Raw genomic sequence first — 25,435 nt, 5'->3', positions numbered from 1 at the left:
CATCGACAACTTATGGAAGGAGTAACACTATGGCTTATAAACACATTCTTATCGCAGTTGATCTCTCCCCGGAAAGTAAAGTTCTGGTTGAAAAAGCGGTCTCTATGGCGCGCCCCTACAACGCGAAAATCTCCCTCATCCACGTTGATGTGAACTATTCTGACCTGTACACCGGTCTGATTGACGTCAATCTGGGCGATATGCAGAAACGTATCTCCGAAGAAACCCACCACGCGCTGACCGAGCTGTCTACCAACGCTGGCTACCCTATCACTGAAACCCTGAGCGGTAGCGGCGACTTGGGCCAGGTGCTGGTTGACGCCATCAAGAAATACGATATGGATCTGGTCGTTTGCGGTCATCACCAGGACTTCTGGAGCAAACTGATGTCTTCTGCGCGCCAGCTGATCAACACCGTTCACGTTGACATGCTGATTGTTCCGCTGCGCGACGAAGAAGAGTAATACTTGCCGTGCCGGCTGGCGGCTAAGACCGCATCTGGTCTATAGTCAATCAGGTTGGCCTGAACCATCAGGCAAATTCCGGCTATCAACAACAACGCCCGCTTATGTGGGCGTTTTGTTTATCCCCCCTTCTTCGCAGTACTCAGTACATCATTCCAGCACACCAAACATAATTAGTGTGATCCACTAATTAGTTTGCGTATCATTTGTATAATAACCTATTGATCAGGCTAATAACCGCAGTCTATATCAGGGTAAGTCTTTTCGGCGCGTTTTGATATACGCGCTCATACGTTTCGGGATGGCATTAAAAGGCGAAGGAATATGAATACAACTGCACCTACGGGCTTGCTGCAGCAACCTCGTCCATTTTTCATGATCTTTTTTGTAGAATTATGGGAACGATTTGGCTATTACGGCGTCCAGGGCATCCTGGCGGTCTTTTTCGTTAAACAATTGGGGTTTTCTCAGGAACAGGCCTTTATTACCTTTGGCGCTTTTGCGGCGCTGGTTTATGGCCTGATCTCCATCGGCGGCTATGTTGGCGACCATCTGTTAGGGACTAAACGCACCCTGGTCCTGGGCGCAATTGTGCTGGCGATTGGCTATTTTATGACCGGCATGTCGCTATTAAATCCCGATCTGATTTTTATCGCACTGGGTACGATTGCCGTGGGCAACGGGTTATTTAAAGCCAATCCCGCCAGCCTGCTCTCTAAATGCTATCAGCCTAAAGATCCCCGGCTGGATGGCGCTTTCACCCTGTTTTATATGTCGATTAACATCGGTTCTTTGTTATCGCTATCGCTGGCGCCGGTGATTGCCGATAAATTTGGCTATGCGGTGACCTATAATCTGTGCGGCGCTGGTTTAATTGTTGCGCTTCTGGTGTACTTCGCCTGCCGTGGCATGGTGAAAAATATCGGTTCTGAACCGGATCATAAACCGCTACGTTTTCGCAATTTGCTGCTGGTACTACTCGGCACCGTCGTCATGATTTTCCTCTGCGCCTGGCTGATGCACAACGTTAAGATTGCCAATCTGGTGCTCATCATCCTTTCTATCGTCGTCACTATTTTCTTCTTTCGCGAAGCGTTTCGTCTGGATAAAACCGGCCGCAATAAAATGTTCGTGGCGTTTATTCTGATGATTGAAGCCGTGCTGTTTTACATTCTGTATGCGCAGATGCCTACCTCGCTGAACTTCTTTGCGATTAATAACGTGCATCATGAAATTCTTGGATTCGCCATTAACCCGGTGAGTTTTCAGGCGCTGAACCCATTCTGGGTGGTCGTGGCCAGTCCGGTACTGGCAGCGATTTACACCCGACTGGGTAGCAAAGGCAAAGATCTGACTATGCCGATGAAGTTTACGCTCGGCATGTTCCTCTGCGCGCTGGGTTTTCTGACCGCCGCCGCCGCCGGGATGTGGTTTGCCGATGCGCAAGGATTGACGTCGCCGTGGTTTATCGTGCTGGTGTATCTGTTCCAGAGTCTGGGCGAGCTGCTGATTAGCGCGCTGGGGCTGGCGATGGTCGCCGCTCTGGTGCCGCAGCATCTGATGGGCTTTATTCTGGGAATGTGGTTCCTGACCCAGGCCGCCGCCTTCCTGCTCGGCGGTTATGTGGCGACCTTCACTGCCGTACCGGAAAACATCACCGATCCGTTACAGACGCTGCCCATTTATACCGGCGTCTTTAGCAAAATTGGTCTGGTAACGCTGGCGGTCACCGTGGTGATGGCTATTATGGTGCCGTGGTTAAACCGGATGATTAATACGCCAGGTACCGAACAGTAATACTCAGTGCCGGATGCGGCTTACGTCTTATCCGGCCTACAAATAATTGAGAATCGTAGGCCCGATAAGCGCAACGCCATCGGGCAATCCGTTACTCCGTCAGAGGGGTTCCGGCATAAATATCAAACCGATGCCCTTTGGTGACGATGGCGTTGGGCGTCGCGACATCCGCCAGCGGCGGCGCATAATCGGGACGTTTGACCACCACGCGTTTGGTCGCCAACTGACGCGCCGGTTCCAGCAGTCCGTCGGCGTCTAAATCCGGCCCCACCAACGACTGAAACACCCGCATCTCTTTCTTCACCAGCGCGCTTTTCTGCCGGTGAGGAAACATCGGATCGAGGTAGACCACCTGCGGGCGCGGCGTGATATCGGTTAACGCCGTCAGGCTGGAAGCATGAATCAACTGCAAACGCTCCTGAAGCCAGCCGCCAATATCCGCATCGGCGTAGCCGCGCGCCAGACCGTCATCGAGCAACGCGGCGACCACCGGATTACGCTCCAGCATCCGCACGCGGCAACCGACGGACGCCAGTACAAACGCATCGCGCCCCAGTCCGGCCGTGGCATCAACCACGTCCGGCAGGTAATCGCCTTTGATACCGACGGCTTTCGCCACCGCTTCGCCGCGCCCGCCGCCAAACTTGCGCCGGTGCGCCATCGCCCCGCCGACAAAATCGACGAAAATGCCGCCGAGTTTCGGTTCGTCGCGCTTGCGCAGCTCCAGATGTTGCGGCGTCATCACCAGCGCCATCGGGTTGTCTTCGTCATGCTCCAGTCCCCAGCGGGCAGCCAGAACAGATAAGGCGCCGTTTGTGGCGCCCGTTTCATCCATTAAGCAGATTTGCACGTAAAATCAGCCTTTAATCCCGTAATGCTCCAGCATCGCGTCCAGTTGTGGTTCACGGCCACGGAAGCGTTTAAAGAGTTCCATCGGCTCTTCAGAACCACCGCGAGTCAGGATGTTATCAAGGAACGACTGACCGGTCTCACGGTTGAAAATGCCTTCCTCCTCAAAGCGGGAATAAGCGTCCGCTGCCAGTACGTCGGCCCACAGATAGCTGTAGTAGCCTGCCGCATAGCCGCCAGCAAAGATATGGCTGAACGCATGTGGGAAGCGGCCCCATGTCGGTGACGGCACCACGGCGACCTGTTTTTTGATTTCAAAGAGCGTCTCAAGAATTTTCGCTCCTTGCTGCGGGTTAAATTCCGCATGCAGACGGAAATCAAACAGACCGAACTCCAGCTGACGCAGAATAAACAGCGCCGCCTGATAGTTTTTCGCCGCCAGCATTTTATCCAGCAGCTCCTTCGGCAACGGTTCGCCGGTCTCATAGTGGCCGGAGATAAACGCCAGCGCTTCCGGCTCCCAGCACCAGTTTTCCATAAACTGGCTTGGCAGTTCGACCGCGTCCCACGGCACGCCGCTGATACCGGAGACCCCGGCGGTCTCAATGCGGGTCAGCATATGATGCAGGCCATGACCAAACTCGTGGAACAGGGTGATCACTTCGTCATGGGTAAACAGAGCGGGTTTACCGTTCACCGGACGGTTGAAATTACAGGTCAGATAAGCGACCGGCTTTTGCAATGTGCCGTCCGCCTTACGCATCTGGCCGACACAGTCGTCCATCCACGCCCCGCCGCGTTTGTGTTCGCGCGCGTACAGGTCAAGGTAGAAGCTGCCGCGCAGCTCGTTATTTTCGTCATACAGTTCAAAGAAACGTACTTCCGGGTGCCAGACATCAACGTCAGTACGCTCTTTGGCAGTGATGCCGTAAATACGTTTCACCACTTCAAACAGGCCATTCACGGCTTTGTTTTCCGGGAAGTACGGACGTAGCTGCTCATCGCTGATGCTGTACAGGTGCTGTTTTTGCTTTTCACTGTAGTACGCGATATCCCACGGTTGCAGCTCCTCAACGCCAAATTCGGCTTTGGCGAAGGCGCGCAGCTGGGCCAGCTCTTTTTCCCCCTGCGGACGGGCGCGTTTCGCCAAATCGGTCAGGAAGTCGAGCACCTGCTGCGGATTTTCCGCCATTTTGGTGGCCAGCGATTCATGGGCATAATTTTCGAAGCCCAGCAGTTGCGCCAGTTCATGGCGCAGCGCAAGAATTTCTTCCATCACCGGGCTGTTATCCCACTTACCGGCGTTCGGCCCCTGATCGGAGGCGCGAGTGGAATAGGCGCGATACATCTCTTCGCGCAACGCCTGGTTGTCGCAGTAGGTCATGACCGGCAGATAGCTCGGGATATCCAGGGTCAGCAGGTAACCTTCCTGCTCTTTGGCTTCCGCCTGGGCTTTAGCTGCCGCCAGAGCGCTTTCCGGCATTCCCGCCAGCTCGGCTTCGTCGGTGATGAGCTTCGTCCAGCCCATGGTGGCATCGAGCACATTATTGCTGTACTGGTTGCCCAGCTCAGACAGGCGAGTGGCGATTTCGCCGTAACGCTGCTGTTTCTCTTTCGGCAGACCGATGCCGGACAGTTCAAAATCACGCAGCGCGTTATCAACCGCTTTCTTCTGCGCGGTATTCAGCGTGGCGTAATGATCGCCGTCGCGCAGGTCGCGGTACGCGTTGTACAGTCCTTCATGCTGGCCAACCCAGGTGCTGTATTCCGACAGCAGCGGCAGCGTCTGTTCGTAGGCTTCACGCAGCTCCGGACTATTTTTCACCGAGTTTAAGTGGCTAATTGGCGAGAAAATACGCCCCAGAACATCGTCGGCTTCCGCCAACGGCTGGCAGAGGTTTTCCCAGCTATACGGCGCGCCATGCGCCACAACGCCTTCTACCGCCGCCCGGCAATCGGCCAACGCTTTGGTGACCGCAGGCACCACATGCTCCGGTTTAATTGCAGAAAAAGGCGGCAGTGAAAAAGACGTTAGTAATGGATTGGTCATATGCGCAGTCCTGTAGAAGAAGGTGAGTGGAGCGCGCTTTTGGCGCTCTCGCGATGAGATCTAGAATGGGGGATAGTAAGGGGAATTTCAATGATGGACAGCGTACAGACGTGGGTATCGCTGCAATAAGCCGCCCCTTTAACATCATCCCGGCTTACGTTTTATAAGCCGGGTGACAACGTCAGCGCGTTTTTCTCGCCATCTCGTAAGCAGCGGACAGATCCAGACGCTGCCAGAACTGTTGATCCTCGGTCTCGCCCGACAACGGATATCCTGCCGGTAACGCCGTCTCTTCCATTAACGCCTGACGCTGCGCTGGCGACAGGTTCGGCAGCGCTGTCTGTAGCAGAACATCGGCGCCTTTTGGTATTTTCAACGGCTGATGCTCGCCTTTCTGTTGCGGCAGGTTATAAGTCATGGTGAAGCGGTAGAAGGTATGCATGGCCGGATCGCGGTACGGATCGTCTTTTCCAGTCGATGCCGCGCATTCGACAATCGTCGTACCGCACTCTTTCACCAGCGCCTCGCGCAGTTGAGCGCGAGCTTCGTTGAATAACGTACGATAATACGGATCGTTAAGATAATGCGCGACATTACGCTGCGCGACCATCCGCGCGCCCATCACATCCAGCGGATAGTGTACGCCAAGGACCAGGCGAGAATAGCCATAACGCGCGCCACGAATCACCAGCGCATCAAAGCGTTCCGGGATCATTTCCGCCATCAACAGCGCATCCGTATAACCGGTATTCGTGTGTCCGCTGGGGAAAGCACCGCCACCTGCGGTATAAGGATGACCATCTTTTACCACCACATCATCCGGCGTCAAATGGATAGTATTACCCGGCACCTGGTAAGGACGCGGGTAATGAAAATATTTTTTCGCCGCGCCGGTGCTGACTTCCGAGGCTTTAATCAACGCCGCCGCTTTGCCCAACTCACCTTTATCATAAGCGGCGAGAAATGCCCGCCCCAGCCGCGGCCCCATTGCGTCGCTCAGGAAATAGAGATACTCCACGCTTTCCGCATCCGCCAGCGCCTGGTGACGGGTATTAACATCGGCATCGTGATTAATCGCCGTCACCGTCGCCAGATTGTCTTTCAATACTGCTTCCGGCAATGTATTGAAGGCGGAAAGTAGGGTAATCCCCATCTGTTGATTCTCAGTAGTATGAAAATCATAACCGCTAGCCTGTAACCAGGCATTATCCGCCTGGATGGAATTCTGTCGCATCTGAGCCAGGGCGTCGCGGGTCAACGCGGCGGTATCGCCTTGTAATGCCTTACGCAACTGTGTCAGCCATTGAGCCTCAAGGTCATTAAAGGCGACGCTCGCCGAGTCGGGCGTCACGCTTTTCGCTATCGACTCCGCCTGGGACAGGGGAATATCTTTCGCCAGTGCCGGCATCGCCAGCGCCAGAGATGACGCCAGTACAGTAATGTGTAGTTTCATTATGGTTCCTTTCATTAAAAATAACGCCAGGTCAAAACTACTACCTTGCCCACAGGCGATGCTGGCCTGCGCAGTTGACGGTTTGATGATACGAACACGTCTTGCAATACTTTCACAACTCGCGAAACAACATGGCGGTACTGGGGTAATCTCTACGGATCTGCGGTAAACTATCGGCTAACTTGTTTACTTCCCGGAATATCTGCATCCATGCTCAGTTATCGTCACAGCTTTCACGCTGGCAACCACGCCGACGTCCTTAAACATACCGTTCAGAGCCTGATCATCGAGTCGCTAAAAGAGAAAGAAAAACCGTTTCTCTATCTGGACACGCACGCGGGCGCGGGGCGTTATCAGTTGGGCAGCGAACATGCTGAACGTACCGGAGAGTATCTGGAAGGCATCGCCCGTATCTGGCAGCAGGACGATCTGCCCGCCGAACTGGAACCGTATATTAGCGTCGTAAAACATTTCAACCGCAGCGGGCAGTTACGCTACTATCCGGGCTCCCCGTTAATCGCCCGCCAGTTGCTGCGTGAGCAGGACAGTCTGCAACTCACGGAATTGCATCCCAGCGACTTCCCACTGTTGCGCGCGGAGTTTCAAAAAGACAACCGCGCCCGTGTGGAACGCGCTGACGGCTATCAGCAACTGAAAGCCAAATTACCGCCGGTTTCCCGCCGCGGTCTGATCCTCATTGACCCGCCTTATGAAATGAAAACCGACTACCAGGCAGTAGTCAGCGGCATCAGCGAGGGTTATAAACGTTTCGCCACCGGGACATACGCGCTATGGTATCCGGTGGTGCTCCGCCAGCAAATTAAGCGCATGATTCATGAGCTGGAGGCCACCGGCATCCGTAAAATCCTGCAAATTGAGCTGGCGATCCGCCCGGACAGCGATCAGCGCGGGATGACGGCCTCCGGTATGATCGTGGTTAACCCGCCGTGGAAACTGGAGCAGCAGATGAACAACGTGCTACCGTGGCTGCACAGCAGGTTGGCGCCAAACGGTCACGGACACACTTCGGTAAGCTGGATCGTGCCGGAGTAATCACAGCCATCGGTGGAACCTTTCACCTTCAGGTATACAATCGCGAATATTTTGGCGGGTAGCGCAGAATCTATCCGTCCGACAACGAACATAAAGGAGCGGTCATGACCAAACACTATGATTACATCGCTATCGGCGGCGGCAGCGGCGGTATCGCCTCGATTAACCGCGCCGCTATGTACGGCCAGAAATGCGCGCTCATCGAAGCCAAAGAGCTGGGCGGCACCTGTGTTAACGTGGGCTGCGTGCCGAAGAAAGTGATGTGGCATGCCGCGCAGATTCGTGAAGCGATTCATCTGTATGGCCCGGACTACGGTTTTGACGCCACGATTAATCAGTTCGACTGGAGCAAGCTGATTGCCAGCCGTACCGCGTATATTGACCGCATCCATACTTCATACGACAACGTGCTGGGCAAAAATAACGTGGATGTGATTAAAGGCTTTGCCCGCTTTGTCGATGCCAAAACCATTGAGGTGAACGGCGAAACCATCACCGCCGACCATATTTTGATCGCTACCGGCGGCCGTCCGAGCCATCCGAGCATTCCAGGCGTGGAATACGGCATTGATTCCGACGGTTTCTTTGCGCTGTCTGCCTTGCCGGAACGCGTCGCGGTGGTAGGCGCAGGTTATATCGCCGTTGAACTGGCTGGCGTTATCAACGCGCTGGGGGCGAAAACGCATCTGTTTGTCCGGAAACATGCGCCGCTGCGCAGTTTTGACCCAATGATTAGCGAAACGTTGGTTGAGGTGATGAACGCCGAAGGCCCGCAACTGCATACTCACGCCGTGCCGAAAGCGGTGGTGAAAAACGCCGACGGCAGTCTGACTTTGGAACTGGAAGATGGCCGCAGTGAAACCGTTGATTGCCTGATCTGGGCCATTGGTCGCGAACCGTCGACCGACAATATTAATCTGGCGGCGGCGGGCGTGAAAACCAATGAAAAAGGTTACATCATCGTTGATAAATGGCAGAACACGAACGTAGAAGGCATTTACGCTGTTGGCGATAACACCGGCGCAGTGGAGTTAACGCCAGTCGCCGTCGCCGCCGGTCGCCGTCTCTCCGAACGCCTGTTTAACAACAAGCCGGATGAGCATCTGGACTACAGCAACATCCCGACCGTGGTCTTTAGCCATCCGCCTATCGGCACCGTCGGGTTAAGCGAGCCGCAGGCGCGCGAGCAGTACGGCGACGAGCAGGTAAAAGTCTATAAATCATCGTTTACCGCTATGTATACCGCGGTGACGACGCGCCGCCAGCCGTGCCGTATGAAGCTGGTCTGCGTCGGGCCGGAAGAAAAAATTGTGGGTATCCACGGTATCGGCTTCGGCATGGATGAAATGTTGCAGGGCTTCGCAGTGGCGCTGAAGATGGGCGCTACCAAGAAAGACTTCGATAATACCGTCGCCATCCACCCGACCGCATCGGAAGAGTTTGTGACCATGCGTTAATATCTTGTGCGCCCATCTTCGAGGGTGGGCGCACAAGCCTGCATGATTAATACGTACTGAAATAACTCTGGATCAGTTCCGGATTACGCGTCTGAGTTAATGCCGTCATCAGCAAGACTCGCGCCTTCGCCGGGTTGAGCGAGTCAGACAGCAGCCCTGGCTGCCCTTGCGCCATCGGCGCTGATTGCCGACACGGGCCGCATTGCAGCGGTAAACACCACCGGTTTGTCGCTTTTCACGGTCAAATTAAGAAAGTAGGCGGTTTCATCGAGCGTGTCAGTGCCGTGAGTAATGACTACACCGTCAACATCATCCCGCGCCAATAACGCATTCACCTTCTGTGAAAGTTTCAGGATAATATCGCTGGCCATATTTTTTCAGGAAGTTTAACGCGCGTTCATCCACCGCCCGCGTATTGCCCTCGGAAAACTGGAAGAAGAAAGGCGTATTCGCATCGGTAATTTCAAACGACCCGTGGAAAAACTCACCGCTATGAATACAGGCGGAATGTATCCATTGCATTTCCATAAAGATACAGGCGAGGATTCGCCATAAATGACTCATAATGTATTGTTATTTTTATATTACATTTAAAGACATTTGATCAAGATGGAAACCAAAAAAATCGGGATCCGCGATCTGGATCCCGATTCAGCCTGCTCTTCGTTAGCGTAATGCTGACATCATACGGTAAACCGTATTTTATCGCCGACAATCAACTGTTGCGAAACGCAGGAGAGTTCCCCTTTGTTATCAATCATTTCACTTTTTATCAGGATCAGCGGATAACCCTCGTTGACGCCAAGATAATGGGCGACTTCAAAGCTGGCATAAACCAGTTCGATCATCTTACGGGAGTGGGTAAACCATAAGTGGTGTTTCTCGCGTAAGCATTCATACAAAGAGTGATTATTAAGATCTTCGTCCAGCAAAAACGCAAAATGTGGGGGAAGATGTACGGTTTCCAGCGATACCGCCACATCGTCGGCATAGCGGATACGTTCAATGACGACCGCTTTTTCGCCATCGTTCATATTCAGTAACGCTTTTGTCTCATCGTCTACCGATTCAAAAACGGATTTGATAGTGCGTGACCCCGGGCGACGTCCCTGGGACTGGCATAACTCGCTGAAACTCATGATGCCGGTCATGCTACGCTGAAATTTCTCACCAGAGACAAAGGTGCCTTTGCCGGAGACACGGGTCAGCAAATTTTCACGCGTCAGCGCATCCAACGCCTTACGGACCGTGACCCTGCTCACCTGCCAGCGCGCGCTCAGTTCATTTTCCGTCGGGATCTGCTGGCCTGGTTTATACTCTCCACGCGCAATGGCCTCTTTTAAGGCGGCTTCAAGCTGCTTATAAAGCGGTTTGGCGCTTTTACTGTCGGGTTGCTCGATCATTTGTATCCATTTGTATTATCATGGTGCCATAGCTTGTATTATAACTATTTACGTTACCTTTGCTTGTGAATCCACGCCATGCGGTGACGTAGTGATACCGCTATGAAACGAATGTTCTGATTTTAGGTCTGGGGCGGGCGTCATGAAAATAGGATTTTCGCAATACTATTCAGTAAGTTATAAATTTTTTTCTTGAGAGACAAATTGCAAAATGTGATCTATCGCACACTTTGCCACTCAGGTATCGAAGCGAATGTCTACGCTTAATAGACAGCCGGGCAACACCCGTATCTTTTACGACGCAAGCCGGAGGTCCTTGTCATTATGCTCAACCAGAAATTAAACCCCACGCCTTCTGAAGATCTGACTATTGATGTCGATCTGCTTTATGAAACAGACCCGTGCGAGTTAAAGCTGGATGAAATGATCGAGGCGGAACCGGAGCCGGAGATGATCGAGGGGCTTCCCGCCTCTGACGCCCTGACCCCTGCCGATCGGTATCTCGAACTGTTCGAGCATGTACAGTCAACAAAACTGTTTCCAGACAGTAAAACGTTCCCGGACTGCGCGCCGAAGATGGACCCGCTTGATATCCTGATCCGCTACCGTAAGGTCAGACGCCACCGTGATTTTGACTTACGCCGCTTCGTCGAGAACCATTTCTGGCTACCGGAAACCTTATCCAGCGAGTATGTCTCTAACCCCGAAAACTCGCTCAAAGAACATATTGACCAGCTTTGGCCGATACTGACGCGCGAACCGCAGGATCATATTCCGTGGTCTTCGCTGCTGGCGCTACCGCAATCCTATATCGTGCCGGGAGGCCGCTTTAGCGAAACCTATTATTGGGACTCTTATTTTACCATGCTGGGTCTGGCGGAAAGCGGGCGCGAAGACTTACTTAAATGTATGGCGGATAATTTCGCCTGGATGATTGAAAACTATGGCCATATTCCCAACGGCAACCGGACCTATTATCTGAGCCGCTCGCAGCCGCCGGTTTTCGCCCTGATGGTTGAACTGTTCGAAGAAGATGGCGTACGCGGCGCGCGGCGTTATCTCGACCATCTCAAAATGGAATACGCCTTCTGGATGGACGGCGCCGAATCGCTGGCGCTCAACCAGGCTTATCGCCACGTTGTGCGGATGCCGGACGGTTCCCTGCTGAACCGCTACTGGGACGATCGCGACACGCCGCGCGACGAGTCCTGGCTGGAAGATGTCGAAACTGCAAAACATTCTGGTCGTCCGCCCAATGAAGTCTACCGGGATTTGCGCGCCGGGGCGGCGTCCGGCTGGGACTATTCTTCACGCTGGCTACGCGATGCGGGCCGGCTTGCCAGCATACGTACGACCCAGTTTATCCCTATCGATTTGAACGCTTTTCTGTATAAACTGGAGAGCGCTATCGCCAATATTTCAGCACTGAAAGGCGAACGTGACACCGAGGCGCTATTTCGCCAGAAAGCCAGCGACCGACGCGCCGCCGTGAACCATTATCTGTGGGATGATGAAAACGGCTGTTATCGGGACTATGACTGGCGACGCGAAGAAATGGCGCTCTTTTCCGCTGCCAGTATCGTACCGCTGTATGTCGGTATGGCGAACCATGAGCAGGCCGACCGTCTGGCAAATGTGGTACGCAGCCGTCTGTTAACGCCCGGCGGGATTATGGCGACCGAATACGAAACCGGCGAACAGTGGGATAAACCGAACGGCTGGGCACCGCTGCAATGGATGGCGATCCAGGGCTTCAAACTGTATGGCGACGATATGCTGGGCGATGAAATCGCCCATAACTGGTTAAAAACGGTGAACCATTTTTATCAGGAGCACCATAAACTGATCGAGAAATACCATATTTCCGGCGGTACGCCCCGCGAAGGCGGCGGGGGCGAGTATCCGCTACAGGACGGGTTCGGCTGGACCAATGGCGTGGTGCGCCGCCTGATTGGCCTTTACGGAGAGCCTTAACCTGCTCCGGCCTCAGTGAATCGCATCATAAATGGCTGACTGAATTTTCAGCCATTTTTTATTGTCTGCGCTGGGCCGGGCCTGAGCGCGCAATCGGGCCTGCTCCGTATCGTGCTGCTGGCGCGTCACAACAGCCGGAACGGTGCAAAACGTTTGCAAATAGGTTTTATGCATCGCGGTCAGCGGCGCGCCGCTCGACATGTCATGACTTAACGTTGTGATAAATCGTCGGCAGGGTTTGACCTCATCCATCAGCGCGGGATAACGCAACAACAGTTGCAGCACCTCGGTATGTCCTGCCGCAAACGCCTGCTCCGTCCACGCGAGCTGCCAGTTCATTCCGCCCTGGAGGAACAGCGCCGTCACCCGCGTATCATTGCGCTCTATCGCCGCCCGCATGGTAAACGCATCCCAGGTAATCCCCATATGATTGAGCGTTTCCCGCGCGGAAGGCGCCTCGCGCGGCGGTTCATCCTGCGCCATTGCGGGAGCTTGCCCGTTATCGGAGCCTGGCGACGGCGAACTAAATAGCCAGAACGCGCCCGCCAGTATCGCCAGCGTCATGACGCCAACCCCGCCCCACAAAGCGCCGGAAATAAGTTGCTCACGCTCTTCAGGCGTACGCGGAGGTCGCTTACGCGGTGGTTCTATACTCTCGCTAATCTCATGCTTATCTCCCCCGGCCTGCCGATCTTTAAGCCGCGCGGTTTCCCAGAACTGGCGCAATTCACGTTCATCCACCAGCAGAAACGAAGCGGGATTCACGCGGGTACGTTTTTCGGCATAGGCGCGCTGGATGGGCCGAACGATTTGCTGATACTGAACGTTTAGCAGCATAAGCTGCGCTGAGGTGAGCGGCTGCCTGGCGATAACCTCGTTTCGCGCGAGGCGGCAATCATCCAGAAACATACGCAGGGTGGTGCGCGACTCGGCGAACAGCGTTAACGCTGAGGCGTCATTAAAAATTCTGACGTAATGACGGGCAAACAATTTTTTATCGACCACCATAAGCGCCAGTTCGCTGAACAACATGCCCTCCAGCGCATGTTGATCTTCTCCCTGTTTTAACCACTGGCGCAAACGGTCCGGGCCAAAATGTTGCTTGAGGTAGTGATTCAGCGACGCCCGATCCGGCCATGCGCGCGCAATAAGCGCTTTTAACGTCAGTTCTATCGCCCGAAGCTGACGCTGCGCCTCAAGATGCGCCTCCTGGTCGGGGTCTTCCAGCTCAGTTTGATACGTCAGTAGCGGCTGCTGCTGACGTAGATGTTCCAGCGAGGTGACAAAACGCAACGCGGCAAGGAGTTGATTTTCGCTCACCTCTTGCCCGCTGTCATACTGGGGAACATGCTGCTGAAGGTGACGCAGTTGCAGCATAAACTGGCTCAACTGCGCGTCATTTATCCGCAATTTTTTCGCCACCGCGCCCCAACCGCCCAGGTTAAGACGCGCCTGCTCAAGTTGTTCCATGAACCACCGGGGCTCTTTTCCCTCGGTGGTATGAATACCCAGCAGCAGCAGGATTTCTATTGATGCCTGGCGGATAATCCCCAGGCTATGTTCAAAAGGCGCGCGTGTCGCCTGCGAAGCGCTATTCGTCATTATCTTCCCTAAAAAGACGATCCCGCGACGAGATCTTCGTTTTCTTTTAATTATGTTTTTTCATAGATATAACAGATTTAGCCACATTTCAGTGACTTAATCTTAATGATTGCAAATTTATAAGAAGATCGGTTACTAACCAAAAACATCAGTTTTTCATTCTGTCAACGCGGCGTGATGCTGAACGGCATAGACCTTTTCCCTGCCTGCGTTTGGCCGTCTGACCGCTAGCCACGCGTGCAGCACACTTTATAATCGCGCTTTTTATGAGAAAGATGCCATGCCGCACATTTCATCTCGCTTTAGCTCCGCCTGCATCGCGTTTATTAAACAGTGGCAGGGTCTGTCGCTGGAAAAGTATCGCGATCGGCAGGGTAACTGGGTGATTGGTTACGGGCATATGTTGACGCCGGATGAGACGCTGACGTTCATTACGCCCGACCAGGCGGAGGCATTCTTGCTGGATGACCTCAATAGCTGCGATATGCTGCTACAGAATTGTTTGCCGGAACTTAATGATCGGTTTCAACGCGAAACGCTTATTGCGCTGATGTTCAGCATCGGACATCAGCGTTTTTTATCATTAATCAATACGGGTGATATTTCACAGCCAGAAATAAGCGGACTGCGAATTTAACGTCGTTAATTCGATTCATTTAACATCATGGCGGCCTGGGTACGATTTTTTACATCCAGCCGCCGGTAAAGCGACTCCAGATGCGCTTTAACCGTCCCGGTACTAATATTTAACGCCCGCCCAATTTGTTTATTTGATTCTCCTGCGGCAAGCATCTGTAAAATTTCCCGCTGGCGGGCGCTTAACGCTTTTATATCACGGGACTCCAGCTCCGTTGAATTTAACCAATCCCCCGGTAAAAACATCATCCCGCGAGCGACAGCATTGAGCGCAAGGACAAAGGTTTCGGCATCAGAATCGCGTGGCACCACGGCCTGAACGTTAAATTGCATGACTTCATGCAGCCACTTTTGACTGCCATCCATCGCCGTGATAATAATCTTCACCTCCGGAAATTGCTGCGCGATTCTTTGTAACACCTCGCGGCAAAATTCAGCATCCAGGCCGCTATCCAGCATGACCAGCGCATCCGGCGCGCTTTCTATTTTTTGCCAGAGTTCTTCTGCCTGACCGACACTCTGGATACTTATTCCTGGAATGTGCTGCTGCAAACTGATTTTCATTCCATGAATAAATATTGACTGCCTGTCAAACATGATTACCTGCATTACTTTTCTCCACCTGGGTAAGATAATAGTCTCAAGATGAGGAAGGGTATTACCCGTAGGGTAAAATAAGAAGTCGCCATTTGGTATAGGCCATTTTACCGATAGTCATTGGTTGAGGAAGGGAAAGGTTATGAATATTTACAGCTTCAACATCGGGATTACAGAATTCGCTAAAATTAGCCTTTTAAAGTAAGGAATATCTTATTAGCGCGAACAGCCAAGGCTAATTTGAATATTAATTCAATGAAGAGTACGCCTGGCGCGTCACAAAGGAAATATCTGCTTTTCACCTGATGTGTTACAAAAAATAAAGTAGCACATTTTGTTAAAAAATAGCCAATCCGCCTGAAAACCGCGACGATGGGTCAATGACAATACCGTGTATGTACATGCATTTCTCTCTCCCACTGCACCCGCGGCTATCAGCGTGTTTTACCGCTCTCGTCCCGTTTATCGGCTTGTTGGCGCTAAAAAGCCTGGCCGGATGGCGATAAATCCGCCGCGCAACGTGATCAGACGTATTCGTCACGCGAGCAATGATTGCGAAAGGGCTTATTAGATGCTAGAAAATCAATAAAACCAGCCGCTTCAGCGTCACTGTTTCAATAAAAACAATAATAGAGCCTGATGATGGATAAAATATATGCAATGAAATTGTTTGTACGCGTGGCGGAACGGGAAAGTTTTTCCCGCGCAGCAGAGGATATCGGCCTTCCCAAAGGCAGCGTCTCACGGCAAATACAAGCGTTAGAACATCAACTGGGCATCCGCCTGCTCCACCGCACCACCCGGCGGGTACAGCTTACTCAGGACGGAATGGTTTACTACGAACGGGCAAAAGATTTGTTGAGTAACCTGGATGAACTGGAGGGTCTTTTCCAGCCTGATCCCGCCAGTATCAGCGGCAAAATACGGGTAGATATACCGCCATGTCTCGCAAACAGCCTCATCATGCCGCGCCTGCCCACTTTTTTGCATCAGTATCCCGGCATTGCGCTGGAACTTTGTAGTAGCGATCGACAGGTCGATTTACTACGGGAAGATTTCGACTGCGTGGTGCGCACAGAGCCGCTACATGCGCCAGGGATACTGACGCGCCCGCTTGGCAAACTGAGAAGAGTGAACTGCGCCAGCCCACAATACCTGGCGCGCTTTGGGTATCCAGAAAACCTTGACGATCTCGCCTCACATGCGGTGGTGCATTATTCATTGACCCCGGGAGTTTCTTCACCGGGTTTTGCCTTTGAAACTCCCCACGGTATGCAGTGGGTAAAAACCGGCGGAATGCTAACGGTAAACAGTACGGAGACCTGGCATACAGCCTGTCTGGCAGGATTAGGAATCATTCAGACGCCGCGCATTGCTGTACGGGAGGCGTTACGCGCCGGAACGCTCATTGAAATTTTACCGCAATATCGCGCCGCTCCACTGCCGGTGACGCTGCATTATCCCCATCGCCGTAATCTTTCCCGCCGGGTACACCTGTTTATGGTATGGCTGACTGAAACCATTAAAGAGGCCGCAGAGTAGCCGCATTTTCAGCATCCACCGGGGAGAAGCTATACTGACATATTCTATTAATGATGAAGGACTACCGACCTGATGACGCAGGAAAATGACGTAAAACGCCCTATTCAGGAACTGGAGCACGACCCGATACAAAAAATAGAAACGCAGCCGCATGACGCCCCGGAAAAAAACGAAAAGGCAAATCAGGCGTTGCATTCCGTCACCACCCTGATGCAAAAAATACAGCGTCAACCAATGGTGGCCCACCTCATTCGCGCGACCGAACGTTTTAACGATCGACTGGGTAATCAGTTTGGCGCGGCTATCACCTACTTTTCGTTTCTGTCGATGATCCCGATAATGATGGTGTCCTTTGCCGCGGCAGGTTTTATCCTCGCCTCGCACCCTAATCTACTGGAAGATATTTTCAGCAAGATATTGATGAATGTGAGCGATCCTACGCTGGCGTCCACGCTTAAAAATACGATTAATACGGCGGTTCAACAGCGTACCACGGTAGGGCTGGTCGGACTGGGTATCGCGCTCTATTCCGGCGTTAACTGGATGGGCAACCTGCGGGAAGCGATTCGCGCCCAGTCACGGGACGTCTGGGAGCGCAAGCCGCAGGATCAGGAGAAAATCTGGCTCAAATATCTGCGCGATTTTATCTCGCTGATTGGATTATTAATCGCTTTAATCATTACGCTGTCCATTACTTCCATTGCCGGTTCCGCCCAGCAGATGATCATCTCCGCCTTGTACCTCGACAGCATCGAATGGTTAAAACCGGCCTGGCATTTGATCGGTCTGGCCATCTCTATTTTTGCCAACTATCTGCTTTTTTTCTGGATTTTCTGGCGACTGCCTCGCCATCGTCCCCGTAAAAAAGCGTTGATTCGCGGGACATTTATCGCCGCTATCGGTTTTGAGGTGATTAAAATCATTATGACCTATACGCTGCCGTCACTGGTGAAATCGCCTTCCGGCGCGGCGTTTGGCTCCGTACTCGGTCTGATGGCATTCTTCTACTTTTTTGCCCGCCTGACGTTATTCTGCGCGGCCTGGATAGCCACCGCCGAATATAAGGACGACCCGCGAATGCCGGGTAAAACGCAACGCTAGTCTGCGGCTTGCTGCCGAATGGCACGCACGGCGTCGTCATTCGGCCTACTGCTGTGTGGACCCAGGCCGGGTATGTAAAGCGTACCCGGCGGTACAATCAGGCACGTCCTTCCGCCTCATCTCATTGTTTCAGCATATAAATCCAGTAATTAACTTTTATTTAACCAGAAACCAGTTTTATCCACCAATTCTAAAATTATGTGAAGCATTTCATAGACGCAAAATGGCTGGCTTAAACATTATCCCCTTTTTGCGCTTTTTTTGACCATTTTTGGCTTTTGTTACACATTGAAATATAACTTTTGCTGTGCGTAATATGGCTATTCGTTCGCTAAAAATAAGAAAATAGTATGCAAGCAACCGCCACAACACTCGACCATGAGCAGGAACATGTTCCGGTAAACTCACGCAATAAAGTCGTTATTGCCTCGCTTATCGGCACCGCGATTGAGTTCTTCGACTTCTATATTTACGCCACCGCTGCGGTGATCGTGTTCCCCCTTATCTTCTTCCCCCAGGGCGATCCCACTGCGGCAACGCTACAATCGCTCGCCACCTTCGCTATCGCGTTTGTGGCGCGTCCGATCGGCTCTGCGCTATTCGGCCACTTCGGCGACCGGGTAGGCCGCAAAGTCACGCTGGTGGCTTCGCTGCTGACGATGGGGATCTCCACGGTTATTATCGGTCTGTTACCGGGCTACGCGACGATAGGTATTTTCGCGCCGCTGCTGCTGGCGCTGGCGCGTTTCGGTCAGGGACTGGGGCTGGGCGGCGAATGGGGCGGCGCGGCGTTATTAGCGACGGAGAATGCGCCGCCGCGCAAACGCGCGCTGTATGGCTCCTTCCCGCAGTTGGGCGCGCCGATCGGCTTCTTTTTTGCCAATGGCACCTTCCTGTTGCTCTCCTGGCTGCTGACCGACGAGCAGTTTATGAGCTGGGGCTGGCGCGTGCCGTTTATCTTCTCGGCGGTGCTGGTGATTATCGGCCTGTATGTGCGCGTGTCGCTGCATGAAACGCCGGTGTTTGCGAAAGTCGCCGCAGCGAAAAAGCAGGTAAAAATACCGCTGGGCACGTTGCTGACGAAGCATGTCCGCGTAACCATTCTCGGCACGTTTATCATGCTGGCGACCTACACGCTGTTCTATATCATGACCGTCTATTCCATGACTTACAGCACTGCCGCCGCGCCGGTGGGGCTTGGCTTGCCGCGCAATGAAATACTGTGGATGCTGATGATGGCGGTGATTGGTTTCGGCGTGATGGTGCCCGTCGCCGGCCTGCTGGCGGACGCATTTGGCCGTCGGAAAAGCATGGTCATCATTACCACGCTCATCATTCTCTTCGCGTTGTTCGCCTTTACCCCGCTGCTGGGTTCAGGCAATCCAGCGCTGGTATTCGTATTCCTGTTGTTGGGCCTGAGCCTGATGGGGCTGACCTTCGGCCCAATGGGGGCGCTGCTGCCGGAGCTATTTCCGACGGAAGTGCGCTATACCGGCGCATCGTTTTCCTACAATGTGTCATCGATTCTGGGCGCTTCCGTCGCGCCGTATATTGCCGCATGGCTGCAAAGCCACTACGGGCTGGCGGCGGTAGGGGTTTACCTGGCGTCAATGGCGGCGCTGACGCTGATTGCACTGCTGTTAACCCATGAGACGCGTCATCAGGCGTTGTAATAGGGCGCCGGATGGCGTCATCCGGCGCTACGTTTCACGTTACTGCTTCATCTGCGTTAAAATCGTCCGGCACTGATTGGCTTCGCCTTCAGAGGGCGAAATGAGCGCCAATAGCGCGGCGGCGGGCGTTACCAACGTCGCCAGCGCTGCCGCAACCGCGCCGCGCGCAATCAGCGGGCCGGGCTTGACGCCCGCCTGCGGATTTTTAAATGTCCCACGCACGTACAGCGGCGATCGCAGCGTAATAATACGAATCCCCTTACTTTCCGGATCAATGGTTAAATCGAGCTGTTCAGAGGCGAAGCTCGCCGTACCGGTCACGTTAATCAACGCATTTTCTGTATCAAAAGCAAAAATTTGCGGTCGCGCCACGCCGTTCGCAATATTGAGATTCGCCGCCGCGCAGTTAACCCGCACTTCGTCATCGCCAAAAATCTGCCCGACAATATAGTTGCCGACGTTCAGCCCCACGATTTCCATCAGGTTGCGGCTAATCAATCCATCATTCATCAATAATTTCAGATTGCCGTTACTGTTGCCAAGCAGCGCGGCGACCGAGTTGCCCGTCCCGCGAACATCCGCATCGCCGTTCAGCTCGCCCAGCGTTTTCTGCATCAGTTCCACATCCGGCATCAGTTCTTTAAGCTTCAGCCGACGCGCCTGTATATCCGCCCGCCCCTGCATTGGCTTTTTATCCCCTTCCAGATGGATGTTGGAGACAATACTGCCGCCTGCCAGACCAAACTTCAGCGGCTGTAGACGTAAGTCGGCGTTTTTCAGGATGATATGGGTCGAAAGATCGCTAATCGGTAGACTGCCGCCATGCTCAATACGCCGGCCTTTAAACCGGACATCGGCGTCCATAACGTCCCATTTGTCGGTTTCAAAGCGATCGTAAGGCAACACTTTATCCGCCGGCTGAACATTCTTCTCGCCTTTGCGCTGTTCAGACCGTTTCGACTGCTCAGCGTCTTTCCCGGAATCCACGCCAATCAGCGGCCCAAGATCGGCCAGTCGTAACTGGCGCGATTCGACATCGCCTTCCAGTTTAGGGCGCGGTTTACCGGTGGTATAAGTGAGGGAGCCGTGGATATCACTGTCGCCAATGCGCCCGTTAAAACCGCGATAATCAAATACCGATGACTTTTCGGCGTCAATTTTCGCCACCAATCGCCCATCGGTCTCAAACGGCGGCGTATCCGGCAGCAGCACGCCGGTTAAATCATATAAATCACCCAGTGAATCGCCAGAGAATTTAAGCCGCAGATCGACGCCGCCCATTTTCATCGGTTCGTTCACCACGCCGCTAAAAGCCACCCGCGTATTACCAGAGCGGAAATCGGCCTGCACAGGAAAAGGCGTACTTTCGCTGCGTAGCGCCAGCATACCGCCTATTTTCCCCGTACCGGTCAACGGTTCCCCGTTATAACGCCCCTGCGCCTTCAGGCCGAAGACATAGTCGCCCACGGTGGATTTGTCTGCTTTGCCTTTCGTTCCCGTCACTTCGCTGAACGGCAACGGTTTGCCTAACGGATCGACCAGAATAGTGATATCAGCTTTACTGACCTTATCATCGATCGCGATTCGCCCCTGGTCGAAGAGAATATTATCCAGCCGGAAGGACCAGGCGGAAGGTTTAGCATTGGGGTCCGTATTCTTGTCTTGCGCGAGGTTAAAGGTCCAGTTATTGGTTTTCTCGGACAGACGAATAAGACGCGCGTCGGGTTTCACCAGTTTGATCCACGGCAGCCAGACGGTTTTGGTCAGGAGCGCCAGCGGGGCAAGCGTCGCCTCAACGCGTGGCAGATGTACCATCGTAACTTCCGGAATATCCGGCGGATTGCCGAGAATGACGTCTTCCGCGTGAACATGCGGCCACGGTACCCAGCTTCGCCAGCCGGTCTCCTGTTTTTGGCGTTCCCACACCACGCCTAAATCGCCGCGAATAGCGAAAGGCCGGTTCAATTCGGTAGAGACTTTCTGGTTGATGGTCGGTTTGAGGCGGTTCCAGTCAAATGTTGCGATCAACAAAATCACTATGGCGATCAACAACAAGAAAGTCCCTGTGATGGCGGCGGTTATTTTGCCTGCTTTAGTCATGTGTTATTTCCTCACTTCTTCCCTTGCCTGTCCTAAAGATAGTTCAGCCAGACGAAAAAGGAGGATGACTGCGCCTCGTAATACCATGTATTACGGGAACAGTCTGGCGTTACAGGGTCAGAATCACCTCTTCAAGCGATATCAGCGGCACGGGTCGAGAAAGAAAATAGCCCTGGGCGGCAAAGGCGGGCGAACGCTGCACATCACGCCACTCTTCCAGCGTCTCCACGCCCTCGACAATAACGCCGCGGCAGTAGCGGTTCATCAGTTGCAGCAGCAGAGTGAACAGGTTGCGTCCCTCCGGAGACTGACGCAGCATGACGAACAGCTCGCGCGCCACTTTAATGTAGTCATAACGCACTTCGCTCAGCGCTGAAAAATTGGCCATACCAGTACCAAAATCATCCAGCCACAGCGGGCCGAACTCACACATCGAGGCGAAAGAGGAGTCTTTCGGCAAACGAATATGTTCCACCAATTCGAAACGCAGCCAGGGTAAGCGCTCCATCGCTGCCAGAATGTCCGGCTGTCGTCGCATGGCAATCAGCGTAGGGCCGTCAACATTGACTGATGCCAATAAGTGATGGCGAGTGAAAAAATCCGCTTTTTGTTCAAGCTGATGAAGTTGTTCTTTCACTACGTCAATGCGGTGTCGAACCGCTAACTCCGCGAAATAACGATCCGGGGCAATACGTCTGGAAGGGTTATCAGGATGGGTGACGACAGTGAGAAGTTCAACCGCCATCAGACGGCCATCCGTCTGGTATATCGGCTGGTAAGTATAGGCACGCTCGCATTGCAGCCAATAGCGCCGTTCCTGCAAATTCTCTATACCTGCATCAGGAACGCGTAGCTGCTGGATAACCTGCTTTATCATCTCAGTTGTCCTGTTAATGGGAGTGTGACTGTCCGGACTCGTCAAAGGTTATCGGCGTTCAGGCAGAGAACTTTACCCTCGGTCCCTGGCAAAATAAAAACAGCCCCCGAAACTTGTCAAAAATACGCACTTGCTCAAAAAAATAATGGACCGATGTTTTAATATTATTGACCACTAAACATCCACAGCGCACACTAACGCTAATTTTTACAGATCAGGTTCACGACTATGTCTAAAAAGATTGCCGTGATTGGCGAATGCATGATTGAGCTGTCGCAGAAAGGCGCTGATGTTCAGCGCGGCTTCGGCGGCGACACGCTGAATACCTCCGTTTATATTGCCCGTCAGGTCGATTCTGCCGCTCTGGCCGTTCACTATGTGACGGCGCTGGGTACCGACAGTTTCAGCCAACAGATGCTGGAGGCGTGGCAGCATGAAAATGTGGATACCTCGCTAACGCAGCGGATGGAAAATCGCCTGCCAGGCCTCTATTACATCGAAACCGATGACACTGGCGAGCGTACCTTCTACTACTGGCGTAACGAAGCGGCAGCGAAATTCTGGCTGGAGAGCGAGCAGTCAGCGGCTATCTGCGAGGCGCTGGCGACCTTCGATTATCTCTACCTGAGCGGCATTAGCCTCGCAATTTTAAGCCCGACCAGCCGTGATAAGCTGCTGTCTTTATTGCGTGAATGTCGGGCCAACGGCGGGAAAGTCATTTTTGATAATAACTATCGCCCGCGTTTATGGACAAGTCGCGAAGAAACGCAGCAGGTCTATCAAAAGATGCTGGAATGTACTGATATCGCCTTCCTGACACTGGACGATGAAGACGCGCTATGGGGCCAGCAACCGGTGGAAGAGGTCATTGCCCGCACCCATGCGGCAGGCGTACAGGAAGTGGTGGTAAAACGCGGGGCGGACTCTTGCCTGGTCTCGATTCAGGGCGAGGCGCTCATTGACGTTCCGGCAGTGAAACTGCCGAAAGAGAAAGTGATAGACACCACTGCCGCAGGCGACTCCTTCAGCGCCGGTTATCTGGCCGTTCGTTTGACGGGCGGCAGCGCGACGGATGCCGCGAAGCGCGGACACCTGACGGCCAGCACGGTGATTCAGTACCGTGGGGCCATTATTCCGCACGACGCGATGCCGCAGTAAGTCATTTGCTCTTGCCCGGTGGCGCTGCGCTTACCGGGCCGGCAGGCGGCAGCTTACTGTGCCGCCGGTGTCTCCGTCACTTCCGGATGCGCCTCATCTCCTTCAACAGCGGCGGCAGTTGTCGGGACCATGATTTCATCCCACGTCGCCTTTAACGCCTTCATATTAAATTCCGGCTCGCCTTGCGGTTGCAGCAAAATTAATGCCATCTCCTGCGATAGCTGCTGACGTAGATTCTGATTGAGCATATCGACGGTCAGGCTGTTGAGGAAATTCTGACGCAGCTTCTGATACTGCTCCGGCGCGATATCCACCACTTGATTCTGCAGCGAGCGCATTCGCTGTCCAGTCAAAATGTCAGTATCGGTACGCGCGTAGGTCGCGAACAGCTTTTGCAATTCGAGATTTTTCTGCGCCACCAGCGCAGTAAACTCCTCTTCCGACAGACCTTTATCGCGTACTTTCGCCAGTTCATTCGCCACCAGGCTCAAATTGGTATTGAGCTTATCATTAGGTGATTCAATGTTGATGGCGCACTGCGCGCGCAGAAACAGAACCCGGCAGTCAAACCCCAGACCAATATCTTTCGCGTTATTTTTAGTAAGCTCTTGCTGGATATGCCAGAACAGCGCTTCGCGCGCCAGATCCGCCTGCCAGTAGCGCAACAGCGCCGCCGACTCGCGAATCGGTTGCCACGGCGTATCCCACATAATGGAGAGACGATCCTGGCGCACCGCATCGGTCATAATGCTCACTGATTCCGCCCGCAGCGGCGAAAGCGTCGGCACCGGGGCGGGCGTTTCGCGTTTACCTTTCAGCGTACCGAACGTTTTATTGATCTGCTCGGCGACGGAGCGCGCATCAATGTTGCCGACAACAATCAGCGTCATGGCATCCGGGGTGTACCATTTTTCATAGAAAGCCTGAATTTTGGCTGCGTCTACCGGTTGCTTTAACGGTTCCGCGGGATCGTGCCCCAATAACGCCGACCCTTTCAGCCGATAACGCCACCAGCCCTCTTTAGTATCTGCTGGCCACGTCGCAACCATATCTTCGCTGCTTAACGCATGATTCACCGTCTCTGGCGTAATGGTTAATTTACCGGAGACGTTAGCCAGATAGGTCAGCGCTTCTTTCAGCAGATCGTTACGGTTATTGGGTAAACTGAGGTTATAGAGCGTGGAATCATAAGAAACAATAACGGGCGGCATGGGACGTTTCGGATCAAACCCTTGCTGCCATAAAGAACGTGCCTGTGCGGCATCCAGACCACCGCTTTGCGTCAGCGCGATACGGGGAATCGCATGGCTGAACCCGCTCTGTTGCGTACTTTCGGTGAGCGAACCGGTATTAACCTGGAGACGAACTTCAATACGATCGCTGGGGCGCTGAGGCGTAGCCAACACTTGCCACTGTAACCCATTAGCCAGCGTCCCCTGTTGCCATGCCGGATCGGGCTGGAGCGCATCTGCCTGCACATAGCCGGCAGAGGCCAACATCAACAGACTGCCCGCTAAGAGTCGAATTTTTGTGCCCTGCATGTGAACCCCTGATCAACAATCCTGGTAATAAAAAGACAGCCCCGGCAGGGATGTCTGAATATGACGTAAAAACACTTCGTGTTAGACCGCGAGAACCTAAAAATGTCA

The 25,435-nt window shown here is 53.3% G+C and carries 19 protein-coding genes and 2 pseudogenes; 10 read left to right on the top strand and 11 right to left on the bottom strand.

Annotation, left to right across the window (positions count from 1 at the left end):
- Window positions 1-29 precede the first annotated feature (29 nt).
- Together uspA and dtpB are read left to right on the top strand one after the other, a co-directional pair.
- A complete protein-coding gene (gene uspA / locus ACLD4F_RS18355; protein ID WP_000323565.1) occupies window positions 30-464 on the top strand; it encodes a universal stress protein UspA in 435 nt (144 codons plus the stop codon).
- A gap of 324 nt (window positions 465-788) precedes the next feature.
- Complete coding sequence (gene dtpB, locus ACLD4F_RS18350; protein ID WP_001098270.1) at window positions 789-2,261, top strand: dipeptide/tripeptide permease DtpB; 1,473 nt, start codon at window positions 789-791, stop codon at window positions 2,259-2,261.
- A gap of 91 nt (window positions 2,262-2,352) precedes the next feature.
- On the opposite strand, the gene rsmJ is transcribed toward dtpB, so the two are convergent.
- From rsmJ to ACLD4F_RS18335, 3 genes are all read right to left on the bottom strand, one after another.
- Window positions 2,353-3,111: a 16S rRNA (guanine(1516)-N(2))-methyltransferase RsmJ gene (gene rsmJ / locus ACLD4F_RS18345; protein WP_023205380.1), complete on the bottom strand. Its 759-nt coding sequence runs from the start codon at window positions 3,109-3,111 to the stop codon at window positions 2,353-2,355.
- A gap of 6 nt (window positions 3,112-3,117) precedes the next feature.
- Window positions 3,118-5,160 (bottom strand): oligopeptidase A, encoded by a 2,043-nt coding sequence (gene prlC, locus ACLD4F_RS18340; protein ID WP_000184178.1) that lies wholly within the window; start codon window positions 5,158-5,160, stop codon window positions 3,118-3,120.
- Between the two features lie 181 nt (window positions 5,161-5,341).
- On the bottom strand, window positions 5,342-6,613 hold the full coding sequence (locus ACLD4F_RS18335) for an acid phosphatase (protein ID WP_000766151.1): 1,272 nt from the start codon (window positions 6,611-6,613) through the stop codon (window positions 5,342-5,344).
- A gap of 210 nt (window positions 6,614-6,823) precedes the next feature.
- Between ACLD4F_RS18335 and ACLD4F_RS18330 the strand changes: the two genes are divergently transcribed.
- A complete protein-coding gene (locus ACLD4F_RS18330) occupies window positions 6,824-7,666 on the top strand; it encodes a 23S rRNA (adenine(2030)-N(6))-methyltransferase RlmJ (protein ID WP_000954235.1) in 843 nt (280 codons plus the stop codon).
- Between the two features lie 104 nt (window positions 7,667-7,770).
- Complete coding sequence (gorA, locus tag ACLD4F_RS18325) at window positions 7,771-9,123, top strand: glutathione-disulfide reductase (RefSeq protein ID WP_079944546.1); 1,353 nt, start codon at window positions 7,771-7,773, stop codon at window positions 9,121-9,123.
- Window positions 9,124-9,169: 46 nt separating this feature from the next.
- On the opposite strand, the pseudogene ACLD4F_RS18320 reads toward gorA, so the two are convergent.
- The 3 genes and pseudogenes from ACLD4F_RS18320 to ACLD4F_RS18310 form a co-directional block, all read right to left on the bottom strand.
- Window positions 9,170-9,500, bottom strand: a pseudogene (locus ACLD4F_RS18320) (asparaginase domain-containing protein); the annotation flags it as partial.
- Window positions 9,433-9,660 (bottom strand): annotated as a pseudogene (locus ACLD4F_RS18315) (phosphohistidinoprotein-hexose phosphotransferase); the annotation flags it as partial. The pseudogenes ACLD4F_RS18315 and ACLD4F_RS18320, both read right to left, overlap by 68 nt.
- 146 nt (window positions 9,661-9,806) lie before the next feature.
- Window positions 9,807-10,526, bottom strand: coding sequence for a GntR family transcriptional regulator (locus ACLD4F_RS18310; protein WP_079944545.1), 720 nt, complete (start codon window positions 10,524-10,526; stop codon window positions 9,807-9,809).
- Window positions 10,527-10,850: 324 nt separating this feature from the next.
- Between ACLD4F_RS18310 and ACLD4F_RS18305 the strand changes: the two genes are divergently transcribed.
- A complete protein-coding gene (locus tag ACLD4F_RS18305) occupies window positions 10,851-12,500 on the top strand; it encodes an alpha,alpha-trehalase (RefSeq protein ID WP_000934254.1) in 1,650 nt (549 codons plus the stop codon).
- Between the two features lie 12 nt (window positions 12,501-12,512).
- Here the strand turns inward: ACLD4F_RS18305 and ACLD4F_RS18300 are convergent, their stop codons facing one another.
- Window positions 12,513-14,102: an STY4199 family HEPN domain-containing protein gene (locus ACLD4F_RS18300; RefSeq protein WP_000185012.1), complete on the bottom strand. Its 1,590-nt coding sequence runs from the start codon at window positions 14,100-14,102 to the stop codon at window positions 12,513-12,515.
- 280 nt (window positions 14,103-14,382) lie between these two features.
- On the opposite strand from ACLD4F_RS18300, the gene ACLD4F_RS18295 reads away from it, so the two are divergent.
- Window positions 14,383-14,739, top strand: a complete 357-nt coding sequence (locus ACLD4F_RS18295; RefSeq protein ID WP_001120251.1) for a glycoside hydrolase family protein — start codon at window positions 14,383-14,385, stop codon at window positions 14,737-14,739.
- Window positions 14,740-14,744: 5 nt separating this feature from the next.
- Here ACLD4F_RS18295 and ACLD4F_RS18290 read toward each other — a convergent pair whose 3' ends face one another.
- Window positions 14,745-15,347: a response regulator transcription factor gene (locus ACLD4F_RS18290; RefSeq protein WP_001196081.1), complete on the bottom strand. Its 603-nt coding sequence runs from the start codon at window positions 15,345-15,347 to the stop codon at window positions 14,745-14,747.
- A gap of 630 nt (window positions 15,348-15,977) precedes the next feature.
- On the opposite strand from ACLD4F_RS18290, the gene ACLD4F_RS18285 reads away from it, so the two are divergent.
- The 3 genes from ACLD4F_RS18285 to ACLD4F_RS18275 all read left to right on the top strand — a co-directional run bounded on the left by ACLD4F_RS18285 (window position 15,978) and on the right by ACLD4F_RS18275 (window position 19,651).
- Window positions 15,978-16,877, top strand: a complete 900-nt coding sequence (locus tag ACLD4F_RS18285; protein ID WP_000358046.1) for a LysR family transcriptional regulator — start codon at window positions 15,978-15,980, stop codon at window positions 16,875-16,877.
- A 72-nt stretch (window positions 16,878-16,949) separates the two neighbouring features.
- Window positions 16,950-17,978: an inner membrane protein YhjD gene (gene yhjD, locus ACLD4F_RS18280; protein WP_000191231.1), complete on the top strand. Its 1,029-nt coding sequence runs from the start codon at window positions 16,950-16,952 to the stop codon at window positions 17,976-17,978.
- Between the two features lie 350 nt (window positions 17,979-18,328).
- Entirely contained in the window at window positions 18,329-19,651 is a 1,323-nt protein-coding gene (locus tag ACLD4F_RS18275) for an MFS transporter (RefSeq protein ID WP_001148981.1), read from the top strand.
- Between the two features lie 39 nt (window positions 19,652-19,690).
- On the opposite strand, the gene ACLD4F_RS18270 is transcribed toward ACLD4F_RS18275, so the two are convergent.
- Window positions 19,691-21,751: an AsmA family protein gene (locus ACLD4F_RS18270; protein WP_350399895.1), complete on the bottom strand. Its 2,061-nt coding sequence runs from the start codon at window positions 21,749-21,751 to the stop codon at window positions 19,691-19,693.
- 109 nt (window positions 21,752-21,860) lie between these two features.
- Window positions 21,861-22,628: a cyclic-guanylate-specific phosphodiesterase gene (gene pdeH, locus ACLD4F_RS18265; RefSeq protein WP_000595626.1), complete on the bottom strand. Its 768-nt coding sequence runs from the start codon at window positions 22,626-22,628 to the stop codon at window positions 21,861-21,863.
- A gap of 228 nt (window positions 22,629-22,856) precedes the next feature.
- Between pdeH and ACLD4F_RS18260 the strand changes: the two genes are divergently transcribed.
- Window positions 22,857-23,786, top strand: a complete 930-nt coding sequence (locus tag ACLD4F_RS18260; RefSeq protein ID WP_000037575.1) for a sugar kinase — start codon at window positions 22,857-22,859, stop codon at window positions 23,784-23,786.
- A 53-nt stretch (window positions 23,787-23,839) separates the two neighbouring features.
- Here ACLD4F_RS18260 and ACLD4F_RS18255 read toward each other — a convergent pair whose 3' ends face one another.
- A complete protein-coding gene (locus tag ACLD4F_RS18255) occupies window positions 23,840-25,327 on the bottom strand; it encodes a M16 family metallopeptidase (protein WP_411010972.1) in 1,488 nt (495 codons plus the stop codon).
- Between the last annotated feature and the right edge of the window lie 108 nt (window positions 25,328-25,435).

Origin of the sequence: Salmonella sp. 741265050_HSA, assembly GCF_046569445.1 — a bacterium.
GTDB lineage: Bacteria > Pseudomonadota > Gammaproteobacteria > Enterobacterales > Enterobacteriaceae > Salmonella > Salmonella enterica.
The sequence above is the reverse complement of the archived record's forward strand: the minus strand, read 5'-3'. Positions and strand labels throughout refer to the sequence as shown.

Excerpts from the sequence above, each read along its gene's own strand:
- ACLD4F_RS18285 (WP_000358046.1), top strand. The coding sequence starts at position 15,978 with ATGGATAAAATATATGCAATGAAATTGTTTGTACGCGTGGCGGAACGG.
- ACLD4F_RS18270 (WP_350399895.1), bottom strand. The coding sequence starts at position 21,751 with ATGACTAAAGCAGGCAAAATAACCGCCGCCATCACAGGGACTTTCTTG.
- ACLD4F_RS18255 (WP_411010972.1), bottom strand. The coding sequence starts at position 25,327 with ATGCAGGGCACAAAAATTCGACTCTTAGCGGGCAGTCTGTTGATGTTG.
- yhjD (WP_000191231.1), top strand. The coding sequence starts at position 16,950 with ATGACGCAGGAAAATGACGTAAAACGCCCTATTCAGGAACTGGAGCAC.
- uspA (WP_000323565.1), top strand. The coding sequence starts at position 30 with ATGGCTTATAAACACATTCTTATCGCAGTTGATCTCTCCCCGGAAAGT.
- prlC (WP_000184178.1), bottom strand. The coding sequence starts at position 5,160 with ATGACCAATCCATTACTAACGTCTTTTTCACTGCCGCCTTTTTCTGCA.
- dtpB (WP_001098270.1), top strand. The coding sequence starts at position 789 with ATGAATACAACTGCACCTACGGGCTTGCTGCAGCAACCTCGTCCATTT.
- ACLD4F_RS18335 (WP_000766151.1), bottom strand. The coding sequence starts at position 6,613 with ATGAAACTACACATTACTGTACTGGCGTCATCTCTGGCGCTGGCGATG.
- ACLD4F_RS18260 (WP_000037575.1), top strand. The coding sequence starts at position 22,857 with ATGTCTAAAAAGATTGCCGTGATTGGCGAATGCATGATTGAGCTGTCG.
- ACLD4F_RS18295 (WP_001120251.1), top strand. The coding sequence starts at position 14,383 with ATGCCGCACATTTCATCTCGCTTTAGCTCCGCCTGCATCGCGTTTATT.
- pdeH (WP_000595626.1), bottom strand. The coding sequence starts at position 22,628 with ATGATAAAGCAGGTTATCCAGCAGCTACGCGTTCCTGATGCAGGTATA.
- ACLD4F_RS18330 (WP_000954235.1), top strand. The coding sequence starts at position 6,824 with ATGCTCAGTTATCGTCACAGCTTTCACGCTGGCAACCACGCCGACGTC.
- ACLD4F_RS18310 (WP_079944545.1), bottom strand. The coding sequence starts at position 10,526 with ATGATCGAGCAACCCGACAGTAAAAGCGCCAAACCGCTTTATAAGCAG.
- ACLD4F_RS18305 (WP_000934254.1), top strand. The coding sequence starts at position 10,851 with ATGCTCAACCAGAAATTAAACCCCACGCCTTCTGAAGATCTGACTATT.
- ACLD4F_RS18275 (WP_001148981.1), top strand. The coding sequence starts at position 18,329 with ATGCAAGCAACCGCCACAACACTCGACCATGAGCAGGAACATGTTCCG.
- gorA (WP_079944546.1), top strand. The coding sequence starts at position 7,771 with ATGACCAAACACTATGATTACATCGCTATCGGCGGCGGCAGCGGCGGT.
- ACLD4F_RS18300 (WP_000185012.1), bottom strand. The coding sequence starts at position 14,102 with ATGACGAATAGCGCTTCGCAGGCGACACGCGCGCCTTTTGAACATAGC.
- ACLD4F_RS18290 (WP_001196081.1), bottom strand. The coding sequence starts at position 15,347 with ATGCAGGTAATCATGTTTGACAGGCAGTCAATATTTATTCATGGAATG.